Here is a 25,307-nt window from a genome sequence, read left to right on the forward strand (position 1 = left end):
AGATCAGCGATCAAGCTCTGCGGCTGCCGCAGCGGGAAAAGCCGACCCGCTGCCGCGCAACCGCATACAGGCCACAGCCACCACAAACTGAACACCCGCAACGATTCCCAACGCGGCGGGCAAGGCGCTGCTCAACCCACCGGTGATCGCCAGCACCACCAGCGGGCTGGCGAACTCACCGGCGAAGAACATCGCCGTGAAGCCGCCGGCGGCGCGGCCGCGCTGCTGGAAATCGACTTGGGCCATGATCCAGGTGAGCAGGGTCGGCATCATCAGGCCAATACCCAGGCCGTTGATCAGTACGGCGATCACCACCCAGCCATGGCTGTCGGCCACCGCCAACAACCCGCCGCCCATACCAGCGGCGACGAAAGCCAGGAGCATCTGCCGGTGTGCCGGCACGCCACTGAACAGACGGAAACTCAACGCGCCAATCAATACACCGAGCTGATTGGCGCCCATGGTCAAGCCGATCCGCTGCGACCCTTCGACATGCAGCAGGTTGAGCAAATAACCGACTTGTACCGGCACGATGAACAGGCTCAAGCCCGCCAGGAATGCCAGGACATACAACGGCGCCAAGGTGCGCCAGGGAAATGCCCTGCTTATCGCCTTCTTCTCGATGACCGCATGCCCACGCGGCTCCCACAGCAACCAGGCCATCAGCGGCAGCAACACCAGCCCCAACCCATACAACGCAAACGGTGTACGCCAGCCGTGTTCGCCGAGCACTCCCCCGACGGCAATGAAAATCGCCGCCGACAAGGAGGTCGCCACCATTTGCAGGGCGAACATGCGTTCGCGCCGCGCGCCGCTGTAGTAGTCGCCCATCATCGTGGTGCAGCAGGTCATGATCGCTGCCTCGGCCAGGCCGATGCCGGCGCGACTGACTACGATCGCCTGCAACGAATCCAGCCAGAGCGGCAGCACGCCACAGATGGTGTAGAGGCACATCGCACCGATCAGCAACGGCTTGCGCCCGAGTCGGTCGGCGATGATTCCGGCGAAGGGTGCAAACAGGGCAATCATTAGCGCCGGTAGCGTCAGGGCGATGGGAACCAGCACCGCGACGCCCTGGGTGTCAGCGAAGTGTTCCTGCATTTGCGGCAGGACGGGGGCCAGCAGCACAGCCCCCAGGACCGGCAAGCAACTGCCGAGCAACAGCAACAAGGACTGCGGCAACCGCGCCTGGCGTTCAACGTTCATCACGCACCTCCGGTGGTTGGGTCGCGCAGAACGCCACCCCGTAAGCGATCAGACCGGTTCGAAGCGCTAGCCAGAGATGCTGCTGGAATTGATACATGCGAGGCATGGGAACGTCCTTTCTTATTGTCATGACGCAATGGGTTGGGCGGCGGGCGTTGCGCGTTGGTCGTGGTCCGGGGTCTGCGAACCAAGGGCCCGCTGCACGCAATCGCCCTCCTCGACCAAGGCAGGCGTGAGCGGCACGCTTGTCGTCAGGCTGGGTTCCGCCGACGTCTGTTCCCGGCTGATCCGCTCGCTCGGCAACAGGAAGTGCGCCAGGGCCGGCAACAGGACCAGCGCACCGACCATGTTCCAGACGAACATGAACGCCAGCAGCACGCCCATGTCGGCCTGGAACTTGATCGGCGAAAACATCCAGGTGGCCACGCCGATCGCCAGGGTCACACCGGTCAGCATCACCACCTTGCCGGTGGACAGCAGCGCCCGGTAATACGCCTCCGACAGGCTGGTGCCCTGGCGCATATGGCCGAGCAGGATGCTCATCACGTACAGCGCATAGTCGACGCCGATGCCCACGCCGAGGGCGATCACCGGCAGGGTCGCGACCTTGACGCCGATGTTCAGCCAGACCATCAGCGCTTCACAGAGGATCGAGGTGAGCATCAGCGGAATCACCGCACACACCGTGGCGCGCCAGGAGCGGAAGGTGATCAGACAGAGCAGGATCACCGCACCGTAGACCCAGAACAGCATTTCCCGATTGGCCTGCTTGACTACAATATTGGTCGCGGCCTCGATCCCGGCATTACCGGCAGCCAGGAGGAACTGGACGTCGTCGGTATTGTTAGCGGCGGCAAATTGTTCGACGTGATCCACCAGGCCGCTGAGGGTTTGCGCCTTGTGGTCGGAAAGGTAGGCGTACAAGGTCAGCAGGCTGCAGTCTTCGTTGTACAACCCGCGTGGCGCCCCGGCGGTGACCATATTGAGCATCGCCTGGTTGTTCTGCAGTTCGTACCACTTCGGGCTGCCTTCGCTCAGGCCCACCAGCATGCGGCGGTTGAGCAACGCCAGGGAGTTGGTCGAATCCACCCCTGGCAAGGTGCGCAACTGCCAGTCGAGGGCATCGACTTTGTTCAAGATGTCATAGCGCGAACAGGCGCCGGCGGGGGTCTTGATCATCACCGCGAACAGATCGCTGCTGGCGCCGTAATGCCGGGTCAGGAATGCATCATCCTGGTTGTAGCGTGAGTCGGCCCGTAGCTCCGGCGCGCCCGCATCCAGATCACCGACTTTCAACTGCAGGCTGACGATGAAGCCGAGCGTCGCCAACGCCAGGCTCAGGGCGATGCACAACGCTGCCCAGCGGCGCTGGGTGAACAGGTCGAGGAAACGCCAAAACCCGTGGCGATGCTGGCCCGCTTGTTCAGCGTGCTCGCTTTTCAGGCTCAGTTGCGCCGCGCGGCCGCTGACCCCGACATAGGAAAGCAGTATCGGCAGCAGGATCAAGTTGGTGAAGATCAGCACCGCGACGCCGATGCTGGCGATCATCGCCAGGTCCTGGATCACCTGGATCTTGATGATCATCAGCACCGCGAAACCCACCGCATCACACAGCAGCGCGGTAAGACCGGCAAGGAACAGACGGCGGAAGGTAAAGCGCGCGGCGACGACCCGGTGCATGCCGCGCCCGATATCCTGCATGATGCCGTTCATCTTCTGTGCGCCATGGCTCATGCCAATGGCAAACACCAGGAACGGCACCAGCACTGAGTAGGGATCCAGTTGATAATCCAGCAGCGGCAGCAAGCCGAGCTGCCAGACCACCGCCACCAACGAGCAGAACACCACCAACAGGGTGCTGCGAATGCAGCGGGTGTACCAATAAAGCACCACCGTGGTGATCAGGATCGCCACGGCGAAGAAGATCAGGATCTGCCGCAGGCCGGCGATGAGATCGCCGACTTTCTTGGCGAAACCGGTGATGCGGATGTCGATGCTGTCGCTCTGGTATTGGCTGCGCAACGACTCCAACTGTTGCGACAGCCGGGTGTAGTCCAATGGTTGACCATCGGGAGTCCGCTGCAGCAGCGGTACTTGGATGATGCTCGATGCCTGGTCGAACGCCACCAGTTGGCCGATTTCGTTGGACAACTGCACGTTGCGCCGCAATGCCGAAAGGCTTGCTGCGCCGCCATCGTAGTTGTCCGGAATGACCGGCCCACCCTCCAGACCCGCTTCTGTCACCGCGACCCAGCGTGTGGCGGGCGTCCATAACGACTTCATGTAGGCGCGATCGACACCGGGCAGCAGGTAGATCTTGTCGCTCAATGCCTGCAAGGTCTTGAGGTAGTCAGCGTCATAGATCTCGCCCCGCTTGTTGACCACGGCGATGCGCACCGCATTGCCCAGCCCGCTCAACTCCTTCTGGTGCTCAAGGTAGTTGGCGATATAGGGGTGATGGGTGGGAATCATTTTTTCGAAACTGGCATTGAGCTCGACACGGCTGGACTGCCAACCCAGCACCAGCGTGGTCGCAAGGCACAGCAGCAACACCCACAGACGATGGTTGAACAATGCTCGTTCGAGCACCGAGCCGGAACGCGGATCAAAGTCATCGAGCGCATTCGCTGGGGACTGGAAAAACTTACCAGGGGACGTCATAACCTCACTCCGAAGCGGCAGTGGCTGGCTGCGCGAGACGCTGCAGCCCGGTGAAACCGGCAACGATCAGACTGCCATCGGCGGCCTCGATCACACTTGAAACAGGTTTGCCCAAGGGTTTGCCCAGTGGCAGCAGCGCTGCTCCGGTCTGCTCGCTGTTGCGAAACAGCATGCCGCCCTGGTTGACCAGCAGCAGTTGGCCGTCGGCCAGGCGGATGGAGTCGTTGAAGGAGATGGGTACGGGAACTGACAGGCGCTGGAAACTTGCACCAGCGTCCTGGGAGATAAAGGCATTGCCCTTCAGGCCGGCGACCACCAGCGCGCCGTCGGCACGACTCTGCAGCGTGAAGAAACTGCCTTCGTAAGGGCTGTCCAACTGGCTGAACGACATCGCGTCGTCGTCCGAGCGCGCCAGGTAGCCCTGCTCACCCGCCAGGAACCAACGCGGTCCCTGAACACTGATGGCGTACAAGTGCAAGCCGCTCGGGTTGGCGATGCTCCCCATCAATGACTGCCAGGTCGCACCGCCATCGGTGGTCTGCAGCGCCAAGCCGTAGGCCCCAACAATCACCCCACGATGCGCATCGATGAACTGGAGCGCCAGGAACGGTTTGTCCGCCCCATCGGCAACAAGACGCTCGGCATTTTGTACCCGTGCCAGGGCGTCGTCCGGGTTGGCTGCCGTGGCCTGCTCAGCCTTGGCGGCATCCAGTTCGAGCCGTGCCACGCGCACGCCGTCGAGCTGCAGCGTCCAGTGCTCGCCGCCATCACGCGTCGTCAGCACAACGCCTGTGTGGCCGACCGCCCAGCCCTGTCGCGCATCGACAAACTGCACCGCCGTCAGGCTCACCGACACTGGCACCGAAGCCTGGCGCCAGCTTTGCCCGTTGTCGTCGGAGAGTAGCACCAGGCCGCGCTCGCCCACCGCAACGAGACGTGTACCTGCACGCGCCAGGCCGATCAAAACGCCGTTCTGCGCAGCCGGTACCTGCATGGCAGGGGTATTCAGCGGCACGTCCACGACAGCCGTGCCGGCCAGGCACTCACTCGTGGCGAAGGGCAAATGCAGGGCCAGGAGCAACGCGCTCGCCTGACTGATTCTGTTCATAACCTACCTCGGACAAACACTCGTATCCCAAGGGCAGCCCGACAGGCCTGCCCTTCACTCTCGGCTCAGGTCTAACGCACGCCGCGCCCAGCCATTGCCGCCGGCGAGAACTCCGAGACCTTGTAGCGATCAACCGCGCGATACTGGTCCGGCAACCCCGCATAGAGATTCTGGATAAACCACGCACCGGAGGTCAGGTCGTAGAAACCGGAGGACAGTTGCACCAGGCCTGGCAGGTCGGGCAGCACGGAAGGCAGCGACCAGAGGGTCTTGGCCAGTTGACCGCTGGCGTCCCAGCGATCGGCGAGCAGGGCTTGCCAAGTGTCCTCGTCGAGGTAGTAGCGGCCCTTGGGCAACTGATGGCGCTTGCCGGCGGCCACCGTCGACTCGACCACCCAGACGCGGTGCAACTCCCAGCGCACGTAATCGGGGTTCAGATGATGCTTGCCCAACAGGTCCTGCGGCTGGGCAGCGTTCTGCACCTTGTTGGTGTTGTAGGGGACATAGATCTCCTGCTTGCCAACCAGCTTCCAGTCGAAGCGGTCCGTGCGCCCGCCCCACACGCTCAGCTCATCGAAGGACATGACCCCGGCGGTGGAAGGCGTCGGCGTATCACAGCAAGCGTTGGGGAGCGTGCGCACCCGGCGCTGGCCGCTCAGGTAGACATGAGCCTGGGATTTGTCGCCGTTGATGTTTTCACGCCCAAGGATCTGCTCGCCGGCACGAATCGCCGGGCCAAGATTGACGAAGTGCACCAGCCAGTAGTCGCCCGAGTAATTTTCAGGGCCGCCCTCCTGGAAGTAGTAGGGCATTTCCTGGGTCAACAGGCCGTCGCTGGTCATCACCTGGTTGCCGTCGGCAGTCATCAGATAGTGGCGGAAATGCCCCGCCACCGAGGTGCCGCGCCAGTTCAGCAAATGGTTCCAGATCGCTTCGGTGCCGTTCTGTGGAATCGGAAACGGGATCCCGCCGTAGGCACCATCGGGGATCAGGCCGGCGCTGCTGTCGACCAGTTTGGCGCGGGTCGCATTCTTGAACGTGTTGTCATAGACCCACTGCGGCGCGGCCGCCGTGCGCCGGGTCGGATAGACATCGATGCGATAGGTGTCCGGGAAACGCTTGAACAGCTCCTTGGTGCCGTCGCTGAGCTTGTCGGCGTACTTGGCCAGGTTCTGGGCAGTGATGCTGTACAAGGGTTTGTCTGCGGCAAACGGATCGCTGCGTTTGCCGCCCGGGACGTAGCCTGGATCAACCTTGGTGTAGCCACCGTCCCAGGCCGGAATGCTGCCATCGGCATTGCCGGCTTTCTCGGCACCGAAGGGCGTCAGGGTCTTGCCCAGCGCGGCCGCTTGTTCGGCGCTGGCGGCCAAGGCCATCGGCGCGGCGGCGGCCAGCAGGGTTAAGCACAAGGCCTTTAGAGTGAACTGAATGGTCATGCGCAAATCCTCTTAGAACGTGGTCTTGACGGAGAAAGCCAGGTAGTCCCGGTCCTTCAACGACTGCTTGTAATTGAACTGGTTGGCGGCGTTGAGGCTGGTGTCCTCGGGGCCGTAGAAGTGGGTATAGGTCAGCCCCACGGTCACTTGGTCCAGGTAGGTGGCGGATACGCCGATGTTCATGTCCCCTCCTCTATCGGGGCCGAACCCGCTGATCACGGCCGACTTGCCCATGGGGAAATAGCTGATGCCCAGCGGCACGCTGATATCGACGCCTGGGAAAAACTGGCGATAGGTCGGCGTGTACACCAGTTTCAGGCCCAGGCCGTCATCGGTGGCGTTAGGGTCCAGGGCTGCGCGGTTCCTGGTCACGGCCAGCAGGCGGTTCCAGGCGATCTCACCTACCAGGCTGGCTTCATTGGCGACGAAGGAAGGGCCCAGCGATGCCAGGACGTTGAGGTTGATGTGAGCCGTACGGCCAACGGCGTACAGGGCGTCGTCATTGTTGTCCGCGTCGACGCCCGGCAGGACGGTCTGGGCGTTGGACACCAGCGGCATGTTCCAGCGCATCGATGCTTCGCCGGCAAAGCTGTACTCGTCCACGGAGGTCGCGAAGCTGGCGCCCAGGACACGGATGTCTTCCGGGTAAACCCAGGAATATTCGCCGACTTGCCCGGTACTGAAGTTCGGCCCGGTGGCATTCGGTTTCAAATACAGCGTTGGGGTTTTCTCGTGGTACTGCAGCGCATACAGGCCGTAATCCGTCGTCCCGGTGTTGTACTTGAGCTGCAGGCCGCCTTGGCCGGAACTCCTGGCTTTCTTGTCCTTGCCATGGAAAAACGCCGCCGGGCTATTGGCATTCCCGCCCAGGAAATCCGGGAATGGCCCGCCGGTGATCAGCCTTTCATTGCCATCGCCGATCGTATCGCTGGTGGAGAAGTAGCTGCCGGCGCCAGGCAAGCGTGTCTCTTCCCACTCCAACTGGTAGAAAGCGCCCAATGACAGGTCATCGGTCAGTTGGTAGGCGGTCGAGAGTTGATTGACCGGCCGGGTGATTTCCTTGAATTGGGTGTTGGGTACCGATTGCGCCTTGACCACGTCCACTGGCGCCATGGCACCGGCAATGCCGTTGCCGCCGAAGAACAGGCTCTCGCCCCAGATCAGGCCGTGGCGCCCGGCGCGAACCGACAAGGTACGGTCGGCCAGCTCACCGTTCCAGTAGACGAAGGCATCCAACAGTTCACCGTCACCACCGTGCAGTTGACGGGTATCACTGGTGAACTCGTTGAACCCCACCGAACGTTGGTTGGCACTGGCCGCGTCGTTGTTATCGTTGCGGTCCTGGTAGACGGTGTCGTACCAGGCGGCACCGCTCAGACGCGCACCAAAGTTGTGAAAACCGATGTCCAGCTCGGAAAGAATATCCAGGCGATTGGAGATCAGCCCCTTGCCGAAGTTGTGATCGCCGTCATTCTGGTTCAACGCCGTCTGCCCTTCGCTGAGCTTGCTGCTGGGCTCCTTCAGGCGCCAGGCCGCGCTGTACTTCAGCGTGTTGTCCCAGCGCAAGCTGAGATCGGGATTGCCGGTGTCGATCTGAAACGCCTGGGCTGCCGAAGCGCCAAGCCCCAGGCTGGCCGCAAGGGTCAGGGTGAAGGGGACGCGCCGCGACGCAGCGAACTTGCGAGTAGCCATCGAAGTAACCCTCTTTATTGTTGTTGTATGTCAGCTCTTCTGGTGAAACCGCGCCCGCAGTCCAACCGGGCCAAGCCTGCACAGGCATGAAACATCCTTGGGGAGCGAATTTGGTTTTGCCGGCGTCTCAGATAGGCTCTGCCGTGACCTCAAGCATCCGTCTGACCAGGCTGATCCGGTCGAAGCTGCTGTCGTGGGCCATTTCCTTGTCACCGGCCAGCACCGAGCTTTCGCTGATGAATTTGCAGCGTTCATAACGGCGCGCCATAAAGCGCTCGAGCTGCTGTTCGACGCTGCCGCCGCCGGCCAACTCCTCGCCAAGCACGACGGCATCTTCGATGGCCATACCGGCGCCCTGGCCCAAGTGCGGCGTCGTGGCGTGCACTGCATCGCCAATCAGCACGACACGGCCGCGGTACCAGGGCTCGCTGACGAACACCACCTCCAGCGGCTTGTAGACCACCCGTTCGCTGTCAGTAATTTGCTCGCGCAGCTCGCCGATCAGCCCGGTGAAACCACTCAGGCGCTGGCGCATTCGGGACGCCAGCGTGGCAGGCTCCACTCTTGGATTGGCGGGTTCGTGGGAGGTCATGAACAGGTACATCTGGTCCTGACCCAGCGGCACCAGTCCGGCATTGCCGGCGGGCCCCTGGAAGGTAGCCAGATGATCGATCCCGGCGGCGCGTGGAAAGTTATAGCGCCACACCGCTTGGCCGGTGAAGCGCGGCAGGTACTGCTCACCGAACAGCAAGCCTCGCAAGTGGGAGTACAGGCCATCGGCGCCCACGACCAGATCGAAATGGCCGCGACTGCCATCGGTGAACAACACATCAACGCCCTCGCCCATCTGCTCCAGCGTTTCGACGCTCAGGCCCAGACGAATCGAGGCCCCCAGGGCAATAGTGGTTTCGCTGAGAACTTGATGCAGGGCCAGGCGCGAGATGCCGACATTGGCTGGGTAGTCGGGGCCGGCCAGGCGCTGACCAGGGATCCGCGCCAGCTGTTCACCGGCGGTGGTATTGATGGTCACATCCTCAAACGCGTAGGCAGCATCCAGGTAGCCATCCAACACACCCAACTTGGCCATCTCACGGACAACGTTACTCTGCTGGATGATGCCAACACCGTAGACGGTCCACTGCGTCTTGAGCTCGACAAGATCGACTTCGATGTCCTGGCGACGCAAAGCGATTGCAGCGCATAGACCACCGATACCACCGCCGACGATAAGCACCTTTTTCACTGCGTTCATGCTCGTCTCACTCTTATTCTTGTTATTCACGCCAGTGTTCCGCCGGAGCGATCCCAGCCTTTACCACCGGTTGTGTTTGCACGCATTCGGTACCGCTTTGTGTTCACTTTCTCGGCAAAGCAGGCGTTTGACTAATCGCATGTAGGGATACGATGTATCAGCAACCGCGATACGTTAATCACGATCCATTCGCCTCTAGCTGACCCGCTTCGAGCACCAGCCAATCGGCATCGGCTCGCCATCCCAGCGCACTCAGGCTTTCCCCCAGGCACGGCCCGTAGACGCACAGACCCGTGCCAGGAAGAAACCGCGCACCATGGGCATAACAGACGATCTGGCGGCCATCGACGCTGAGGAAACGATCCTTGCGGTACTCAAGGCGCACCGCTAGATGCGGGCAGCTGTTGCGATAGACGCGCACCTCGCCGTCATGGCGCATGGCAAACACACTGTCCTTCCCCGTGCCCAGGGGATCGAACCCCCGAGCCTGCCCTTCCACCAGTTCATCCAGGCGACAGAGCACCAGGGCCTCGTGACTCATGGACGACCTCCGCGCTCAGGCCTGCTTGGGCGGCGGGCCGCTCGGGAACCACTTTTCCCGGGAAGTGAACAGGAACAACTGCGAGTTATCCGCCGACAACGGCGCCTGGCGCGCTTGCCAGGCGTCATCGTGCTTGTCCATGTCGGCGTCGTATTCGATGTGGCATCCCAGCGGGCTGTTGAAATACCAGAACCAGTTGGAACCGAAGAGGTGACGGCCCGGCCCCCAGAAACTGGTCCAGCCTTGCTGTTCGAAGCGCCGGCCCGCCAACAGCACTTCCGTGCCGCTGCCCATGTGGAAGGTGAAGTGCTCGCAACCCTTCATGTGCGGTGGCGTCTGGATCATGAACAGGCAATGATGGTCATCGGAACCGGCCGGACGCATGAACGGGCCCGCACCGACAAAGGTGTCAGTGGTCACGAAGCCCAGGCGCTTGTAGAAAACTTCGGCCTTGGCTGCGTCCGGCACGAAATACACTACGTGGGACAGGGTCCGTGGCAAGGCCTGCATGTCGGGATTGATGCCAGGTTGGTTGACCGGGCGTTGAGGCGCGTGGCCCGGCGCATTGGTCAGATCGGCTGGTGCGCTGTACGCGCGCCGCACACTGATCTGGAAACCAATGGCAAAGCCCATATCGTCCACGCTGTGCACGGAGCCATCGGCACCGCGGGTCACCGGGCGGTCGCGCCCCAGTTCATCGGCGATGGCCTCAAGATCAGCCATGCTTGCCACGCCATAGACGGTTTCACGAATCGAGGGCGCAGGCCCGATGGCCGCCGGCAGACTGGCATCGTCTGCCCGACGGATAATCACGGCGGTGCCGTCGAGGGCTTCAAAACGACCGCCCTCGCTGTCGACATCGACAGGCAGCAGGCCGTAGTCACGCAGGCAATGAGTACAGGCTTGAATGTCGTCGACACCGAAAATAAGGGCGTCAAGGCCAATGATGTTCATTGAGTTACCACTCCATTGTAATTATTCAGCGCAGGCCAGCACCCCGCTTACGGGAGCAGTGCCAGGCGGTACGCTGCCGAGGCGGGTCTTGGAGTCGATAAAGCGTCACGGCCAACCGACTGTGGGTTGATAGTGAAGGGGTAAAAACTCACTGACTAATCGCTTGTCGGGATGCGACCTATCGGTAAACGCGATACCTGGCTGCGCAGCACAAGCGCTCTGGAAAATCGAACAGGCATCGCACGATTCGCCCACTCACGGCACTTGACGCCGCGATAGGAAGGTCGGAAGGTATTTACAAAATAAATACAAAAATCGAGACCGCCATGCGTTTTAACCACTTGGATCTCAACCTCCTGGTGGCGCTGGATGTGTTGCTGGAAGAGCAGAACATCACCCGCGCCGCCGAACGCCTGCACATGACACAATCCGCCACCAGCGGCGTACTGGGCAGGCTGCGCCTCTACTTCGAAGATGAGCTGCTGGCGCAGGTCGGACGCAAGATGCAGCCCACGCCTTATGCCCGCGAACTGGCGGCGCCGGTGCGCCAGGTGCTGCTGACGATCCAGTCCTCGATCACCGCCAAACCGGTGTTCGACCCCGCCACCAGCAAGCGTCATTTTCGCCTGATCACCTCGGACTATCTGATCAGCGTCCTGTTTGCCCGGGTGATCCAGAAGATCTCCCTGGAAGCACCGCATATCACCTTTGAACTGCTCGGCCCTGGCGACACGTCCACCGAGATGCTGATGCGCGGTGAGGCCGACATGATGATCGTGCCTGAACACTACCTGATCGAAGGCCACCCCTCGCAGCTACTGTTTGAAGAAGAACACGTCTGTGTAGTGTGGGACGGCAACACGTTGGTGGGCGACAGCATCAGCCTCGACCAGTACATCGAGATGGGCCATGTCTCGGTGATTTTTGGCCGCAACCGACAACTGAGCGTCGAAGAATGGTTGATGAGCCAGTATGGTTTCACCCGCCGCATGGAAGTGGTGACCCATGACTTCAATACTCTGCCGCAGCTGATCGTCGGCACCCAACGCGTCGCCACCATGCTCCAACGCATGGCCAAGCTCTACGCCAACTACCTGCCGCTACGCATCGTGCAGCCACCAGTAAAAATCCCGGTGATGCGTGAGTTCATGCTCTGGCATCGGACCATGGAGGGGGATCCGATGCACCGCTGGCTGCGGGCGAAAATCAGCCAGATCATCAACGAACTGGAGCAGTAGTTACTGCGCTAGCCAAAGGCGAGTCACGTTCGAAAGTGCCCGACGGCCGCTTTGAGCTCGCCGCCAACCCGTTGCAAGTCGGCCGTTGAGCCTTGCAATTTCAGGCTTTCCCTGGCGCTTCCTTCGGCCACTTCCCGCACCCGCGTCATGCTCTGGCTGACTTGCTCGGCCACCACGCTCTGCTGTTCGGCGGCCGCGGCGATCTGCTGGTTCATCTGCTCGATGCTGGACACCGCCCGGGTGATCCGCGCCAGCGCCTGGGAGGCTTGCGCCGCAAGCACCACCGTTTCATCGCTCAGCACATGGCTGCCTTGCAAGCGCTCGGCGGCGTGTTGGGCTACAGCGCTCAGACGAACGATCAACCCTTCGATTTCCGTGGTTGATCGCTGGGTACGCCGTGCCAGGCCACGCACCTCATCGGCGACCACGGCGAAGCCACGTCCCTGCTCGCCCGCCCGCGCGGCCTCGATGGCGGCATTGAGCGCCAGCAGGTTGGTCTGCTCGGCCACCGCCTTGATCACATCGAGCACACCTCCAATCGCCGCGCTCTCCACCAATAGCGACCGCATGGCTTCAGCGCAACCGCCCATTTCCACAGCCAAATGGTCAATCTTGTCACTCGCCTGACGCACCAACTCATCGCCCTCACGCGCCTGTTGGTCGGCATGCGCCACCGCTTCGCTGGCTTGACCCGAGTTGCGCGCGACTTCCTGCGCTGTGGCGGCCATCTGTTGCATGGCGGTGGCGGCCAGCTCGGTTTCCTGGCGTTGGTGTTCGACACCACGGCTGTTACTCAGGGTCACTTCGGCCAGGCTGCCGGCCATGCCGTTGAGCGAACCGACACCGCGGTCGATGCGTCCGACCAAACCGCGCAGGCTGCCCAGCATGTTGCCCACGGTGCCCAACAGTTGACCCAACTCATCACGACGACCACTGCCTGCCGGCGGATCACTCAGGTCCCCCGCCGCCACGCGTTGGACCAACTGCACAGCCTGGCGCAACGGCTGCACAATCAAGTGACGGATCAGCAGACTAGCGCCAATGCCCAAGGCGAGCGCCAGAACGGTGATCAACCCCAATTGGCGATCGGCATCGCGATTATCGTCCAGGACCGCCTGCCTTTGCTGCTCATCGGCCTGGGCCAGCAGCTGGCTGACCTGCTCAATTTGCGCACTCATCGCCGCACTGCTTTGCGCACTTTGCTCACGGCTGTCGACGAACTCGAGAAAGGCTTTGCGGTAGTCGCCCAAGGCAGTGTTCGCCTCCTGCAGCGACGCACCTTGCTGCTCGTCAAGATCGAGCGCCTGCATGGCGGCCAGCAGGTCACTCATGCTCATTTCCCAGTCGCTGCGGTAACGCTCCTCGCCATCGAGCGAGTAGTACAGCTCGCTGTCACGCAGCTTGGCGAGCTTGTCCCGCAGCGCGGTCGTCTGCTCAAGCAAAACCATCTGATCGCTGCTCGGCGGCGTCCCCTGCCCTAACCGAGCATTAAGCGCATCCAGTTGGTCGAGAAACAGTAGGGTAAAACTGTCGCCAGCCGTCTGCGCCCGTGCCTGCATGCGCAGGCGCGTTTCGCGAGCCCGACGCAACGAATCGGCATAGCCGAGGAACTGCTCCAGGTAAGCGCTGACGGCTGTGCGAACCGCGGTGTGCGTTGCGCTGTTGGTCGGGTGATCATCGAGTTGCCGATTTAGTTTTCCAATCGTCTCGCGGACTTGCTCCAGGCGCTGCGGGGCGAGATCCAGGGCGAATGCTTTCTCGTCGATACGCGCACGCAGGATCAGGGCCTGAACCGCTGACGCCTGACGCGACTGCTCCCCACGTTGCTGCAGCACACCCAGGGAACGAAAAGCCGTGAGCGCTACTCCCAAAGTAACCAGCAGCACCAAGCCAAAGCCCAGCAATAGCTTGGCCCCCACCGACAGATTTCCGAGAACGCGATTCAATATGAGCATGTCCAGTCCCTCGCACGGTCGTGGAAAAACAGCCTGCCCTTGGCGCACAGGCTGATCGCTGTGCCGGATCTGGACTCACTCATCTGCCGATACCTTATTCTTGTTGTTGTGTGCCCCAAACGCCAACCGACGGCGCGGTTCAGCGCCAACTCTAGTGAGTCGGACCTCAACGACACCAATCACATCCTGCGTTATGAGCCATCGCAAAGCACGATGGTAGGTATCCGGATTTGCGGCTTGAGCGGTGCGTAGCCCCCTTGGACCAACGGTGCACACGGCTCTATCTCCGTTCGCAATACCTCCCATCCCGACTCGCGATTGGCCAAACAAGGGGCCTGCCCTTAGCCTGCTTCGAACCGTCAGGTCTGGCTATTCCCGCTCCGGACCTGGTCGCCCGCTTTGCTTGCACAAGGACAATAACAATCATGTTTCGCTACTTCCCGACCAACTACGTGTGGAATCTTTCCGTCGATCTGGCCATTGAAATGGGCGCCCGCATTGGCGAAATCGAAGAAATGTGCGCGCCGCTGCAGGAGGCCGCCAAGCAACCGGACGCCGCTGGCAGCAAGGCCTTCCGGGAGACCTGGGCGAACATGGCCGACAAGCTGTGCGGCCTGGCTGAAGAAGACGAAGGCAAGGGTCGAATGTTGTCTGCCGGTGAAAAATACAACCGCGCCGCGACCTACTACCTGAGCTGCGAACGCCTACAGGCCCACGGTGCCCCTGGCCGGACGGAGCTGTACCAGCGCTTTCTGCACACGTTCCAACGCGGTATCGACCTGGCACGCGAAAACTGCGAGCGCGTTGAAATCCCTTACGAAGGCAAACATATTTCCGGTCTGCTGGTCCGTGCCGAAGGTGTCAGCGGCCCAGCGCCGATTTTGGTGCAGGTCAATGGACTCGACTCCACCAAAGAAATGAAATACCGCGTCGGCCTGCCCGCCTGGCTGGCCAAACGTGGCGTGTCGTCGCTGATCATCGACCAACCCGGGACAGGCGAAGCGCTCCGGCTACATAACCTGACAGCGCGTTTCGACAGCGAACATTGGGCCAGTCGCGTGGTGGATTGGTTGGAAACCCGCGACGATGTCGACGCCAAACGCATTGGGTTGGAGGGCGTATCACTCGGAGGTTATTACTGCCCGCGTGCCGTGGCCTTCGAGCCGCGCTTCGCTTGCGGTGTCGTCTGGGGGGCCAATCATGACTGGCGCGACGTGCAGAAACGCCGCTTGGAAAAGGAAGGCAGCTTCCCGGTCCCGCATTACTGGTCGCACGTCTCGTGGGTATGGGGCGCCAAGGACACCGACGAATTCATGGCCATCGCCGAAAATGTGCATCTGGATGGCATCCTGGATCGCATCAAGGTTCCCTTCCTGGTCACCCACGGTGAAAAGGATTCGCAGATTCCATTGAAGTGGGCACACCGCACTTACGAACAATTGGTCAACAGCCCAAAACGCGAACTGAAAGTCTTCACCGAGCGCGAGGGTGGCGTACAGCACTCGAGCTTCGATAACAGTATCAATGCCGGCCAGTACATCGCCGACTGGGTGGCTGAAGTGCTCGGTGGTCGCACTGCATGACAGGTATGAAATTCATGCTCCGGCATGCGGCCGGGGCCTGAACGTCCGGTGCGACCGCGCGATGGGCATGAATGCGTGCCCATCGCCCCGCCGTCAAAAGTGCTTCGATGGTTGCGCATATTCGATCGGAAGCAGCTTTTAACGAGGGTGTCGTCCGCATTGTGTACCCGTGATTTTGGGTACTGCTTTAACCAACCTTTAGATTTTTGACGTTAACGAGGTGCAAGGCAGACGGAGTAAAACCGTAGACGACGAACAGCCACTCTTCGGCTTCATTGAAGCTCTAGGTATGGATTTCGCCGATGAGCGTTTGCTGGAAGAGACCTCTCCGTCGTCTCCCTATGGACCGGGGGCGTTGGGATGGGAAAACGGCTCTATTGATACCTTTCTTGATGCTGCCGCAGCGGGGGCGACTGCCAGCTCACGCAGTTCCCCTGTGAGTGCCAGTAGATCAAACGTATGGCAACGCTGTGCGGCCATTCTGCTGGCTGGTAAATTTTATGAGTGAGCCCAGCCATTGCGGTTCGAAGGACTACGACCGAACAAAGGCTGCCGGTCGTGAAAATCCACTATCGACTCATACTGCTTCAAACCGCAGGTCTTGAACTGCTCGGCGGTGTTTTCACACAGGCTGGGCCCGAAGTAGCCTGTCGACATGAGTGCAAACATTTTTTAGGCACAAAAAAAGCCACTCATCTGAGTGGCTTTTTTTGAATCTTGGAGCGGGAAACGAGACTCGAACTCGCGACCCCGACCTTGGCAAGGTCGTGCTCTACCAACTGAGCTATTCCCGCGTCTTGGTGTGGCGCATTCTATAGATTCCAAACACGCCGTCAACCCTTTGATTCAAAAAAGTTTTATTTCGGATCGACATCAGTCCGCAGGTGCGGCCAGGCGGCGCGCAGGTATTGAACCATCGACCACAGCGTCAAACCAGCGGACACCAGCAGCAAGCCGTAACCCAACAGGACCCAGAAGGTGAAGTCCGAAGGATTCGCCAGCAGGATCACCAGCGCGAGCATCTGCGCGGCGGTTTTCCATTTACCGAGGTTCGACACGGCGACCTGGGCGCGGGCACCCAACTCGGCCATCCATTCACGCAACGCCGAGACGACGATTTCGCGGCCGATGATCACTGCCGCCGGCAGGGTCAGCCAGAGGTTGCCGTGTTCTTGCACCAGCAGCACCAGGGCCACCGCGACCATCAGTTTGTCGGCCACCGGGTCGAGGAACGCGCCGAACGGCGTGCTTTGCTCCAGGCGTCGGGCGAGGTAGCCGTCGAGCCAGTCCGTCGCGGCGGCGAAGGCAAAGACCGAGGCTGAGGCCACGTAGCTCCAGTGGTACGGCAAGTAGAACAACAATATGAAGATCGGGATGAGCAGGACGCGTAGAACGGTAATCAGGTTTGGGATATTCATCGGCACAACTGGCTACGAGGTTGACGGGCATTCTACTCGCTATGCAGGTTCGCATAAATCGACTCTGCGAGCTTTTTACTGATACCGGGTGCTTTGGCTATCTCCTCGATGCTGGCACGAGACAGTTCCTGCAATCCACCAAAATGTTTCAACAGATCACGCCGGCGCGTCGGCCCGACCCCTGCCACGCCTTCCAGCGTAGAGGTACGGCGGGTCTTGCCACGGCGGGCGCGGTGCCCCGTGATGGCGAAGCGGTGGGCTTCGTCGCGGATCTGCTGGATCAAGTGCAATGCCGGCGAATCGCCCTTGAGGGTGAATTCGTGGGCCGCGTCGTTCAGGTACAAGGTTTCGAAACCCGCCTTGCGCGTCGCGCCCTTGGCTACGCCGAGCAGGATCAGGTCCGGGACCGCCAGCTCGTTGAGTACGTCGCGGGCCATGGATAACTGGCCTTTGCCACCGTCCACCAACAGGATGTCCGGCAACTTGCCCTCGCCGTCCTTGATCTTGCCGAAGCGCCGCATCAGTGCCTGGTGCATGGCGGCATAGTCATCGCCCGGGGTAACGCCTTCGATGTTATAGCGCCGGTAATCGGATTTGATCGGGCCTTCAGGACCGAACACCACGCAGGAGGCAACGGTCGCCTCGCCGCTGGAGTGGCTGATGTCGTAGCACTCGAGCCGCTGCGGCGGCTCATCCAGATGCAGGACATCGGCCAAGGCATCGAACCGTGCCGCGACGTGCTGGCGGTTGGCCAGGCGCGCGCCAAGGGCCTGTTCGGCGTTGGTCACGGCCAATTGCTGCCAGCGCGCGCGCGTTCCACGCACTCGGTGACTGATGGTCAGTTCTCGACCGCGAAGCTTGTCGATGGCTTCGATCAGGGCCGGGAAGTCTTCGTGGACCACGTTGACGATCAACTCGCTGGGCAAGTCGCGTTCCGGGCTGCTGATGTAGTACTGGCCCAGGAAAGCGGCCATGACTTCCGCCACGTCTTCCTCTATCCCTACCTGAGGGAAGAAATTCTTGCTGCCCAGCACCCGACCGCCCCGCACACTGATGAGATGCACGCAGGCGCCACCGGGGTTGACGAACGCGGCGACGACATCGACGTCGCCGCTGCCGCCCTCCATGCTCTGCTGGTCCTGTACACGACGCAGCAACCCGATCTGGTCGCGCAACTCCGCGGCGCGTTCGAATTCAAGGTTGATCGAAGCCTCTTCCATGGCGGCCGACAGTTCATCGGTCAGCGCATTGCTGCGCCCCTCCAGGAACATGACCGAGTGACGCACGTCCTCGGCATAGACCTCGGGCTCGACGAGCCCGACACACGGCGCCTTGCAGCGTTTGATCTGGTGTTGCAGGCAGGGCCGGGTCCGATTCTTGTAATAGCTGTCTTCGCATTGGCGCACGAAAAAGGTTTTTTGCAGCAGGCTCAGGCTTTCACGGATTGCCCCGGCGCTGGGGTATGGGCCGAAATACCGGCCCTTGGCCTTCTTGGCCCCACGATGAATGCTCAGGCGTGGAAAGGTCCCGTCGGACAGGAACACGTACGGGTATGATTTGTCGTCCCGCAACAGGATGTTGTACGGCGGCCGCCATTCCTTGATCAGCGTCTGCTCAAGCAGCAGCGCCTCGGTTTCATTGGCGGTGATGGTGGTTTCGATTTGCGCGATGCGCCCCACCAGCGCGGCGGTTTTTGGTGCGAGGCCCGTCTTGCGGAAGTAGCTGGCCAGGCGCTTCTTGAGGTTCTTGGCCTTGCCGACGTAAAGCAGGCGCGCATCGCTGTCGAACATGCGGTACACGCCGGGACGGCCGCTGCAGGTGGACAGGAAAGCACTTGGATCAAACTGTTCAGTCATTATCAGGCGCTGGCATCGACCATGCCATGACGCACCGCCAGCAGCGTCAACTCGACGTCACTGCTGATCGAAAGCTTTTCGAAGATACGGTAACGGTAGGTATTGACGGTCTTGGGCGACAGGCACAGCTTATCGGAAATGATCTGGACCTTCTGGCAGCCGACGATCATCAGCGCAATCTGGATTTCTCGTTCGGACAGCGCATCGAAGGGCGAATCGTTGGTCGGCTGGAACGACTTGATTGCCAATTGCTGGGCGATTTGCGGGCTGATATAGCGCTGCCCGGCAAATACCAGGCGGATTGCCTGGACCATCTCGTTCAAGCCGGCGCCCTTGGTGAGGTAGCCCGCCGCGCCCGCCTGCAACAACCGGGTGGGAAACGGATCTTCCTCACAGACAGTCACCGCGACGACCTTGATGTCCGGATGACTGCGCAGCAGCTTACGCGTGGCTTCAAGGCCGCCGATGCCCGGCATCTTGACGTCCATGAGCACCACGTCGGGTTTCAATTCACGCGCCTTGATCAGGGATTCCTCCCCGGATTCGGCTTGGCCAACTACTTGCAGGCCATCAATGTCAGCCAGCATTCGTGTAATGCCCGTACGGACGAGATCATGGTCGTCGACCACTAACACCCTAATCAAGCAGACACCTCACGATTTGGTCTTGTATGGGTTGCCAACACCTTAGCAAAAAGCACTCGGCAGACCTAGGGCAAACGGGCAGATAAAAGTTACAACAAATCTTCGAACTCGATATTCGAAGCCTCAAGCATGGGCGTCTCGCTGCATTCTAAAGAAACACTCATCTTCCCCGACCACCCTCAGCCCCATGCGCTCGTAGAGTTCCCGGGCCGGATTGTCTTTGAAAACGGTAAGCCGCAACGCCGGGCGATGTTCAACTGCCACCATCGCCCAGACCTGTCCTATCGCCCAGGTTCCGGCGCCCTGTCGACGAAACGCCTTGTCGATCTGTAACTCTCGAATATACAAAGCGCGCGCATCACGACTGAGACTGACAAAACCCAGCGTCTGTTCATCGCGACAGATTATCCAGTTCTGGCGGATGACCCAGGCCAGATCGAACGCTTCGTCCTGCCACAGCAAATCATGGCGCAGGTAATAGGGAAGCATGTTGCTGCAAGTCAGCTGACGTGCAAACTCAATGTCACCGACTTCAGCCGGGCGCCATTCAAGACTCATCGAAACCTCGTCACAGCGCCATGGCCTGACCCGCCCACCCGCTGTCGCCGCGTCGAGCGATGACCAATGCCTCCCCCACGCCTTGAGCCGCAGCCAGCAGCGAACCATCCGGACCCCAGATTGCGCTGCGACCGGCCGACTCCCACCCTCCGGTAGCACCACCATGATTGGCCATCAACACGGCCATGGCATGTTGCCGGGCATAGCTTTGCAGCAGCGTGGTGTCCGGCTCGTAGCCACCCTTGCTGATCAAGACGCCTGCCGCGTACACCGTGGTGCCCTGCCCCGCGGCCGAGGCGGCATGACAGGCGTGGGTGAAGTCGGCGCAGACCGCCAAGGCGACCTGATCCAAATCCATTGGCAACATTGGGCCGCCATGGCCGGGCGCAAAAACGACCTCTTCTCCCGTATGCAAGTGTTGCTTGCTATAGACCCCGAGGGAGCCATCGGCACCGAGGATAAGTGCGCCGATCAGTACTGGCTCGCTTGTCGACAGGCGGATCGGCATGCCGACGACGGTCGTCAAGCACAGCTCTTGCGCCAAGTCGCGCAGCGGCTGCAAGAGGCTGTCATTGGGGAGGATCGCGAGTTTTGCCGCCAGGCCCAGCTCATAGCCAGTAAGCGACAACTCAGGGAAAACCAACAGCTTCACGTCTTGCTCGGCGGCGGCCTGCATGAAACGCAGATGCGCCATGACATTGGCGTGAACATCTCCGGCGACGGAAATGGCTTGTGCGGCGGCAAAGACTGAAGCGTTCATGGATCTTCCAAAAGAGTCAGCACAACTCAGAAGTTTGTCATAAAGCCCATCGGACTCAAGCGAGGCGACTGTTTTTAAATGCCCGATAGCATTTTCTTATTGAACGGCTGCCTCGCGCTCTTGTAAGCTCGGACCATTCATCGGAGACAGATCATGTTCAACGCCCGCTCACCGCTTCAACCTGTCAGCGCCTCGCGCTCGGTTGCGGCTGCCCGGGCGAACAGCGTACAGACTCCGGTCAGCTTTTATTTTGGGTATTGGTTTAGCCACTGGCGCGCCTGATACCCAACCGGCGCCCCATTTTCAACGGGTCGCCTTCCAGAGTTTTCCAAACCCCCGGTCGGCCTCCCGACCGGGGGTTTTGTTTTTTCAGGCCCCAGACATTTGCAGCATCAAACAACTTGAGGATTGAGCCATGAACTACGCCACTTATTACCGTTACGACAGTTTTTCCGCCTGGCGATTTACCAGCCACCGCTCGGGACAGCTTGCCGCCTCCGATCGGTCACCTACCGGTGGCATGCCTACGTTGCGGGCCATTACGGCCAATTGTCGAACACCCAAATAGGGCCGGCGCGCGGGAATGAACCCGCAGCCCCGCCCAGGAAGCCAGATCATGAATTCGTCCGTCTCCGCTTTGCCGCTGTCCACACTCAACCCTGCCAATGAAGCCCTGACCCTGCGCTTGCCGAGTGCATTACAGCTCAAGCAACAATTGCCGCTTGATAATGCATTGAGCCAACAGGTCAACGCCCATCGCCAAGCCATCCGCGCGATCCTTGACGGCGAGGACTCCCGCCTGCTGGTCATCGTCGGCCCTTGCTCGATCCACGATCCAGAATCCGCTCTCGAATACGCCGCCAACCTCGCTCGCCTTGCCCGGGAAGTGAGCGACAGCATGCTGTTGGTGATGCGCGCCTACGTGGAAAAGCCTCGCACCACTGTGGGCTGGAAGGGTCTGGCCTACGATCCCCATCTTGATGGCAGCGATGACATGGCCACCGGCCTCGAGCTGTCGCGGGAGTTGATGCGTGAGATGCTGCGACTCGGCCTACCCGTGGCCACCGAACTGTTGCAGCCCATGGCAGCCAGCTACTTCGATGACCTGCTGAGTTGGGTCGCCATTGGTGCTCGGACCACCGAATCACAGATTCACCGGGAAATGGCCAGCGGACTGGGCATGCCAGTGGGCTTCAAGAACGGCACCGACGGTGGGGTCGGCATCGCCTGCGACGCCATGCGCTCAGCGGCGCATCCCCATCGCCATTTCGGCATCGACAGCCAGGGGCACCCGGCCGTCATACAGACCCAGGGCAACCCCGATACCCACCTGGTATTGCGCGGTGGCCATCGCGGACCGAATTATGATCGCCAAAGCGTGGCGCAAATCCACGGCGACCTCACGCGCCTGAAAATCCCGGCCCGCATCCTGGTCGATTGCAGCCACGCCAACAGCGGCAAGGACCCGTTGCGCCAGCCCCAGGTATTCGAAGACGTGCTGGAACAGCGAGTGCAAGGCAACCGTGCGCTCGTCGGCATGATGCTCGAAAGTCACCTGTTCGAGGGCTGCCAGCCGTTGGGCGCGACGATGCGCTACGGTGTATCGGTCACCGATGGATGCCTTGGCTGGGCGTCGACCGAGCATCTGCTGCGCCAGGCTCACCGCAGGTTGCGACTGGGGGCCTGAACGGCTCGACGTTTCTCTGCCTTGTGGCGCGGGAGCAAGCTTTCCTCGCCACAAGGGTTGTCGTTTGGGCTTGCCTCAGGCCCTGGCCCGAACCTGAACGGTAATATCCGCCGAGCGCTGGTGCACTTCATCCAGACGCTCGACCTGATAGAAGACACGCACCGATTGTTCTCGCTGTGCTTGCCAATAGGTAGCCGGTACCGTGAAGACGACCGGCTGGCCGGCCGTGGCTTCAGTGATCTCACGCTCCAGGACGTACGGGTAGCTTCCGTTGCATTGCAACCAGACCAACTCGCCCGCTTCCAACCCAACACCATCGATGACCACGGTCGCGGCTCCCTGCAGCCCCTCGACATCCAGCCAGTCCTCTATCAGCTCCGGTATCCTCGGCGCTTCCAGCGGCGGGCGTACCAATGGGCCTAGCCAGACGGATAACGGCTCGGCGCGACGCACTGAGTGCCCTCGCCTGACGACATAGCTCAAGGTCAACGAATGCCCCGAATAGGGTGCGATGTCCGCATGATCGATCCAGAGTGACAATCTGTTTCCGACCGCGTGAGCCTCGATATCCAGTACGTCGCGCCACAACGGCTTGGAATCCAAAGCGGCGAGGAGAATCAATCGATCGCCTGCCGCCATGTTCGAATAAGGCCGCACAGTCACCGTCGTGCCTTCGGCCAGCCGCCCCGGATCAAGGCTGCCGCCCACCGCGTCATTGGCGATCAGTGGCAACAATTGCGGAGCGCTATCGCCGATCTGCAATTGAAGCGCTTGAGAGACCAACACGGCGGGCAACTGCTTACCGGTAACTCGGTACGAGATTTCCAGCGAGCCACCATCTAGCTCAGCGATATGAGGCTCACGCACGACAAAAACCATGCTGCGGCCGACCTGACGCTGCGTGACGAACCGGCGTATTTCGTGGCGGTAATGCTCGCCCTCATTATTGAGTCCGTGCCAATAAAGCAGCAGCTCATCTCCACACGCCATCATCGGGTACGGCTTGATGGAGACGACAGCCCTGCTCCAGGCCGGATCAATGACGCCCTCGCGGGCCCTGGCCAGCGAGGGGGGCGCTAGTTTTCGCAGTGAAAGCCGGCTTCTGCCAGCAGATGATTCAAGGGTCATTTCCAGGCTCCAATCCTTTGGGAAAAGGCACCGTTTCCCGTAACGGCGCCAGACGAAACCATTAGAACGCCGACGCCCGAGTCATACAGCCAGACAACACGACACACAGAGTGGTCTCTTGCGCCTGCCGGTGTGAGTTTCATAGGCATCGGGCTATCGGAAGTGTCCGAATCCAAAATGCCGCCTGACGTCTGTGGAAAGTTTCTCGCGCTTTTTATTCCTATTTCCGCAGCCACCTGCGGTTTCGTCCTACACCGCTCACTACCGGCCTGGATTAAAGTGGTGCCGCAAACATCACATGAACCTCTTCGAAAAAGGTACGAACATGCAACGGAATGCAACCACCCGTTTTCCCATCCTTTTGGTACATGGTTTGTTCGGGTTCGACAGGGTCGGCCCGCTCGAACTTTTCCATCATGTCAAACAGGCATTGCGCACCGCAGGTGCCCGAGTGTTCATCCCGTATGTATCCGCGACACACTCCAACGAAGCGCGCGGCGAACAGTTGCTAGCCCAGATGGAACGGGTTCTTGAAGGAACCGGAGCCGCCAAGGTCAACCTCATCGGCCACGGGCAAGGTGTGTTGGCCGCCCGTTATGCCGCCGCACTGGCGCCCGACACTGTCGCCTCCGTCACTTCGGTCAGCGGCCCCAACCAGGGGTCGGAACTCGCTGACTTCCTGCGCAAGGCCCTGACGCCGGGCCGCTTGCCGGAGCACGTGGCGAATCGAGTCGCCACACTTTTCGCCGATTTCATCACGCTGCTCAGCGGCCAGGCACAACTGCCACAAAATGCAATTGCAGCACTGGCGGCGCTGACCACCGAGGGCGTGGGTGCATTCAATGACAAGTATCCACAAGGCCTGCCCCAGAACTGGGGAGGCCATGGGCCGCAACTGGTCAATGGCGTACGTTATTACTCCTGGAGCGGCACGGTGCAGGACACGCCGAGTCAGAATGGCGATCAAATGGCCGATTCGTTGAATGATTTCTGCCGGGCTTTTTCCAAATACTTCACCACCGAGGCCGGGCAGAACGATGGCATCGTCGGACGCTTCAGCTCACATCTGGGAAAAGTGATCCGTTCCAACTACCCAATGAGTCACCTGGACACGATCAACCCGCACACTGGAGAAGGCTTGCGCAAGGGGAGCAATGCGACAGAGCTCTATGTCAGGCACGCAGAACGCTTGCGGCTCGTCGGACTCTGACGCAATTTGGCAACAAACCCGGAATGATTCCGGTAGGCTGGGCGTTTTTTTACAACACTGAAAGGAAATACCCCATGGCCAAAGCCACTGCCCGCCACATCCTGGTTTCCAGCGAAGAAAAGTGCAACGAACTCAAGGCCCAGATTGAAGGGGGCGCCGATTTCGCAGAAATCGCCAAGGCGAACTCTTCATGCCCGTCCAGCCGCCAGGGCGGCGACCTCGGTTCGTTCGGCCCAGGCCAGATGGTCAAGGAATTCGACACCGTGGTGTTCAGCGCCCCGATCAATGTGGTCCAGGGCCCGGTCAAGACCCAGTTTGGCTATCACTTGCTGGAAGTGACCAGCCGCCAGGACTGATCCCGGCCCAGGCTGTTTACTCGATGGCTGTCTGAATCATTGTGGCGAGGGGCCCTCCCTTCGC

General features: G+C 60.8%; 20 protein-coding genes, 1 tRNA gene and 1 pseudogene. 5 read left to right on the plus strand and 17 right to left on the minus strand.

Annotated elements, in window-relative coordinates:
- Positions 1-3 precede the first annotated feature (3 nt).
- The 8 genes from VQ575_RS15525 to VQ575_RS15560 all read right to left on the minus strand — a co-directional run bounded on the left by VQ575_RS15525 (position 4) and on the right by VQ575_RS15560 (position 10,850).
- A complete protein-coding gene (locus VQ575_RS15525; protein WP_198724787.1) occupies positions 4-1,206 on the minus strand; it encodes an MFS transporter in 1,203 nt (400 codons plus the stop codon).
- Positions 1,207-1,332: 126 nt separating this feature from the next.
- Positions 1,333-3,867, minus strand: coding sequence for an efflux RND transporter permease subunit (locus VQ575_RS15530; protein ID WP_039589559.1), 2,535 nt, complete (start codon positions 3,865-3,867; stop codon positions 1,333-1,335).
- 4 nt (positions 3,868-3,871) lie between these two features.
- Complete coding sequence (locus VQ575_RS15535) at positions 3,872-4,975, minus strand: WD40/YVTN/BNR-like repeat-containing protein (RefSeq protein ID WP_039589558.1); 1,104 nt, start codon at positions 4,973-4,975, stop codon at positions 3,872-3,874.
- Between the two features lie 71 nt (positions 4,976-5,046).
- Positions 5,047-6,411 (minus strand): DUF1329 domain-containing protein, encoded by a 1,365-nt coding sequence (locus VQ575_RS15540; RefSeq protein WP_039589553.1) that lies wholly within the window; start codon positions 6,409-6,411, stop codon positions 5,047-5,049.
- 12 nt (positions 6,412-6,423) lie between these two features.
- The gene (locus VQ575_RS15545; protein ID WP_039589551.1) at positions 6,424-8,103 is read right to left on the minus strand and encodes a DUF1302 domain-containing protein; all 1,680 of its coding nucleotides are present in this window, start codon (positions 8,101-8,103) and stop codon (positions 6,424-6,426) included.
- 127 nt (positions 8,104-8,230) lie between these two features.
- Positions 8,231-9,355: an FAD-dependent oxidoreductase gene (locus tag VQ575_RS15550; protein ID WP_325917887.1), complete on the minus strand. Its 1,125-nt coding sequence runs from the start codon at positions 9,353-9,355 to the stop codon at positions 8,231-8,233.
- Between the two features lie 178 nt (positions 9,356-9,533).
- Positions 9,534-9,896: a Rieske (2Fe-2S) protein gene (locus tag VQ575_RS15555; RefSeq protein ID WP_325917888.1), complete on the minus strand. Its 363-nt coding sequence runs from the start codon at positions 9,894-9,896 to the stop codon at positions 9,534-9,536.
- Positions 9,897-9,911: 15 nt separating this feature from the next.
- Positions 9,912-10,850 carry a VOC family protein gene (locus VQ575_RS15560; protein WP_198724772.1) on the minus strand — a complete coding sequence of 313 codons (939 nt, stop codon included), beginning with the start codon at positions 10,848-10,850 and terminating at the stop codon, positions 9,912-9,914.
- Positions 10,851-11,176: 326 nt separating this feature from the next.
- Here VQ575_RS15560 and VQ575_RS15565 point away from each other — a divergent pair, with 326 nt between their 5' ends.
- On the plus strand, positions 11,177-12,088 hold the full coding sequence (locus VQ575_RS15565) for a LysR family transcriptional regulator (RefSeq protein WP_039589543.1): 912 nt from the start codon (positions 11,177-11,179) through the stop codon (positions 12,086-12,088).
- A gap of 23 nt (positions 12,089-12,111) precedes the next feature.
- Here VQ575_RS15565 and VQ575_RS27265 read toward each other — a convergent pair whose 3' ends face one another.
- Both VQ575_RS27265 and VQ575_RS27270 read right to left on the minus strand, forming a co-directional pair.
- Positions 12,112-12,975, minus strand: a complete 864-nt coding sequence (locus VQ575_RS27265; RefSeq protein WP_411829979.1) for a methyl-accepting chemotaxis protein — start codon at positions 12,973-12,975, stop codon at positions 12,112-12,114.
- Positions 12,970-14,043: pseudogene (locus VQ575_RS27270) on the minus strand (HAMP domain-containing protein); the annotation flags it as partial. The gene VQ575_RS27265 and the pseudogene VQ575_RS27270, both read right to left, overlap by 6 nt.
- 425 nt (positions 14,044-14,468) lie before the next feature.
- On the opposite strand from VQ575_RS27270, the gene VQ575_RS15575 reads away from it, so the two are divergent.
- Positions 14,469-15,626: an alpha/beta hydrolase family protein gene (locus VQ575_RS15575; protein WP_039589540.1), complete on the plus strand. Its 1,158-nt coding sequence runs from the start codon at positions 14,469-14,471 to the stop codon at positions 15,624-15,626.
- Between the two features lie 718 nt (positions 15,627-16,344).
- On the opposite strand, the gene VQ575_RS15580 is transcribed toward VQ575_RS15575, so the two are convergent.
- From VQ575_RS15580 to VQ575_RS15605, 6 genes are all read right to left on the minus strand, one after another.
- Positions 16,345-16,420: transfer RNA gene (locus tag VQ575_RS15580), tRNA-Gly, on the minus strand.
- A 63-nt stretch (positions 16,421-16,483) separates the two neighbouring features.
- The gene (gene pgsA, locus VQ575_RS15585; RefSeq protein ID WP_039589536.1) at positions 16,484-17,044 is read right to left on the minus strand and encodes a CDP-diacylglycerol--glycerol-3-phosphate 3-phosphatidyltransferase; all 561 of its coding nucleotides are present in this window, start codon (positions 17,042-17,044) and stop codon (positions 16,484-16,486) included.
- A gap of 32 nt (positions 17,045-17,076) precedes the next feature.
- Positions 17,077-18,900 (minus strand): excinuclease ABC subunit UvrC, encoded by a 1,824-nt coding sequence (gene uvrC, locus VQ575_RS15590; protein ID WP_325917891.1) that lies wholly within the window; start codon positions 18,898-18,900, stop codon positions 17,077-17,079.
- Positions 18,901-18,902: 2 nt separating this feature from the next.
- A complete protein-coding gene (gacA, locus tag VQ575_RS15595) occupies positions 18,903-19,544 on the minus strand; it encodes a response regulator transcription factor GacA (protein ID WP_003200277.1) in 642 nt (213 codons plus the stop codon).
- A gap of 123 nt (positions 19,545-19,667) precedes the next feature.
- Entirely contained in the window at positions 19,668-20,102 is a 435-nt protein-coding gene (locus VQ575_RS15600; RefSeq protein ID WP_325917893.1) for a GNAT family N-acetyltransferase, read from the minus strand.
- A gap of 10 nt (positions 20,103-20,112) precedes the next feature.
- Positions 20,113-20,862, minus strand: a complete 750-nt coding sequence (locus VQ575_RS15605) for a carbon-nitrogen hydrolase family protein (RefSeq protein ID WP_039589528.1) — start codon at positions 20,860-20,862, stop codon at positions 20,113-20,115.
- A 616-nt stretch (positions 20,863-21,478) separates the two neighbouring features.
- On the opposite strand from VQ575_RS15605, the gene VQ575_RS15610 reads away from it, so the two are divergent.
- Positions 21,479-22,549, plus strand: a complete 1,071-nt coding sequence (locus VQ575_RS15610) for a 3-deoxy-7-phosphoheptulonate synthase (RefSeq protein ID WP_325917895.1) — start codon at positions 21,479-21,481, stop codon at positions 22,547-22,549.
- 75 nt (positions 22,550-22,624) lie between these two features.
- Here VQ575_RS15610 and VQ575_RS15615 read toward each other — a convergent pair whose 3' ends face one another.
- Complete coding sequence (locus VQ575_RS15615; RefSeq protein WP_325917897.1) at positions 22,625-23,677, minus strand: hypothetical protein; 1,053 nt, start codon at positions 23,675-23,677, stop codon at positions 22,625-22,627.
- A 325-nt stretch (positions 23,678-24,002) separates the two neighbouring features.
- Between VQ575_RS15615 and VQ575_RS15620 the strand changes: the two genes are divergently transcribed.
- Both VQ575_RS15620 and VQ575_RS15625 read left to right on the plus strand, forming a co-directional pair.
- Positions 24,003-24,887, plus strand: a complete 885-nt coding sequence (locus tag VQ575_RS15620; protein ID WP_039590038.1) for an esterase/lipase family protein — start codon at positions 24,003-24,005, stop codon at positions 24,885-24,887.
- A gap of 74 nt (positions 24,888-24,961) precedes the next feature.
- A complete protein-coding gene (locus tag VQ575_RS15625; protein WP_039589523.1) occupies positions 24,962-25,243 on the plus strand; it encodes a peptidylprolyl isomerase in 282 nt (93 codons plus the stop codon).
- Positions 25,244-25,307: the final 64 nt, after the last annotated feature.

The sequence above is a fragment of the Pseudomonas frederiksbergensis genome (genome assembly GCF_035751725.1).
Lineage (GTDB): Bacteria > Pseudomonadota > Gammaproteobacteria > Pseudomonadales > Pseudomonadaceae > Aquipseudomonas > Aquipseudomonas frederiksbergensis_A.

What these genes read in the sequence shown, in the direction of transcription:
- VQ575_RS15525 (WP_198724787.1), bottom strand. Translation starts at nt 1,206, where the DNA reads ATGAACGTTGAACGCCAGGCGCGGTTGCCGCAGTCCTTGTTGCTGTTG.
- VQ575_RS15530 (WP_039589559.1), bottom strand. Translation starts at nt 3,867, where the DNA reads ATGACGTCCCCTGGTAAGTTTTTCCAGTCCCCAGCGAATGCGCTCGAT.
- VQ575_RS15535 (WP_039589558.1), bottom strand. Translation starts at nt 4,975, where the DNA reads ATGAACAGAATCAGTCAGGCGAGCGCGTTGCTCCTGGCCCTGCATTTG.
- VQ575_RS15540 (WP_039589553.1), bottom strand. Translation starts at nt 6,411, where the DNA reads ATGACCATTCAGTTCACTCTAAAGGCCTTGTGCTTAACCCTGCTGGCC.
- VQ575_RS15545 (WP_039589551.1), bottom strand. Translation starts at nt 8,103, where the DNA reads ATGGCTACTCGCAAGTTCGCTGCGTCGCGGCGCGTCCCCTTCACCCTG.
- VQ575_RS15550 (WP_325917887.1), bottom strand. Translation starts at nt 9,355, where the DNA reads ATGAACGCAGTGAAAAAGGTGCTTATCGTCGGCGGTGGTATCGGTGGT.
- VQ575_RS15555 (WP_325917888.1), bottom strand. Translation starts at nt 9,896, where the DNA reads ATGAGTCACGAGGCCCTGGTGCTCTGTCGCCTGGATGAACTGGTGGAA.
- VQ575_RS15560 (WP_198724772.1), bottom strand. Translation starts at nt 10,850, where the DNA reads ATGAACATCATTGGCCTTGACGCCCTTATTTTCGGTGTCGACGACATT.
- VQ575_RS15565 (WP_039589543.1), top strand. Translation starts at nt 11,177, where the DNA reads ATGCGTTTTAACCACTTGGATCTCAACCTCCTGGTGGCGCTGGATGTG.
- VQ575_RS27265 (WP_411829979.1), bottom strand. Translation starts at nt 12,975, where the DNA reads ATGCTGGGCAGCCTGCGCGGTTTGGTCGGACGCATCGACCGCGGTGTC.
- VQ575_RS15575 (WP_039589540.1), top strand. Translation starts at nt 14,469, where the DNA reads ATGTTTCGCTACTTCCCGACCAACTACGTGTGGAATCTTTCCGTCGAT.
- pgsA (WP_039589536.1), bottom strand. Translation starts at nt 17,044, where the DNA reads ATGAATATCCCAAACCTGATTACCGTTCTACGCGTCCTGCTCATCCCG.
- uvrC (WP_325917891.1), bottom strand. Translation starts at nt 18,900, where the DNA reads ATGACTGAACAGTTTGATCCAAGTGCTTTCCTGTCCACCTGCAGCGGC.
- VQ575_RS15600 (WP_325917893.1), bottom strand. Translation starts at nt 20,102, where the DNA reads ATGAGTCTTGAATGGCGCCCGGCTGAAGTCGGTGACATTGAGTTTGCA.
- VQ575_RS15605 (WP_039589528.1), bottom strand. Translation starts at nt 20,862, where the DNA reads ATGAACGCTTCAGTCTTTGCCGCCGCACAAGCCATTTCCGTCGCCGGA.
- VQ575_RS15610 (WP_325917895.1), top strand. Translation starts at nt 21,479, where the DNA reads ATGAATTCGTCCGTCTCCGCTTTGCCGCTGTCCACACTCAACCCTGCC.
- VQ575_RS15615 (WP_325917897.1), bottom strand. Translation starts at nt 23,677, where the DNA reads ATGACCCTTGAATCATCTGCTGGCAGAAGCCGGCTTTCACTGCGAAAA.
- VQ575_RS15620 (WP_039590038.1), top strand. Translation starts at nt 24,003, where the DNA reads ATGCAACGGAATGCAACCACCCGTTTTCCCATCCTTTTGGTACATGGT.
- VQ575_RS15625 (WP_039589523.1), top strand. Translation starts at nt 24,962, where the DNA reads ATGGCCAAAGCCACTGCCCGCCACATCCTGGTTTCCAGCGAAGAAAAG.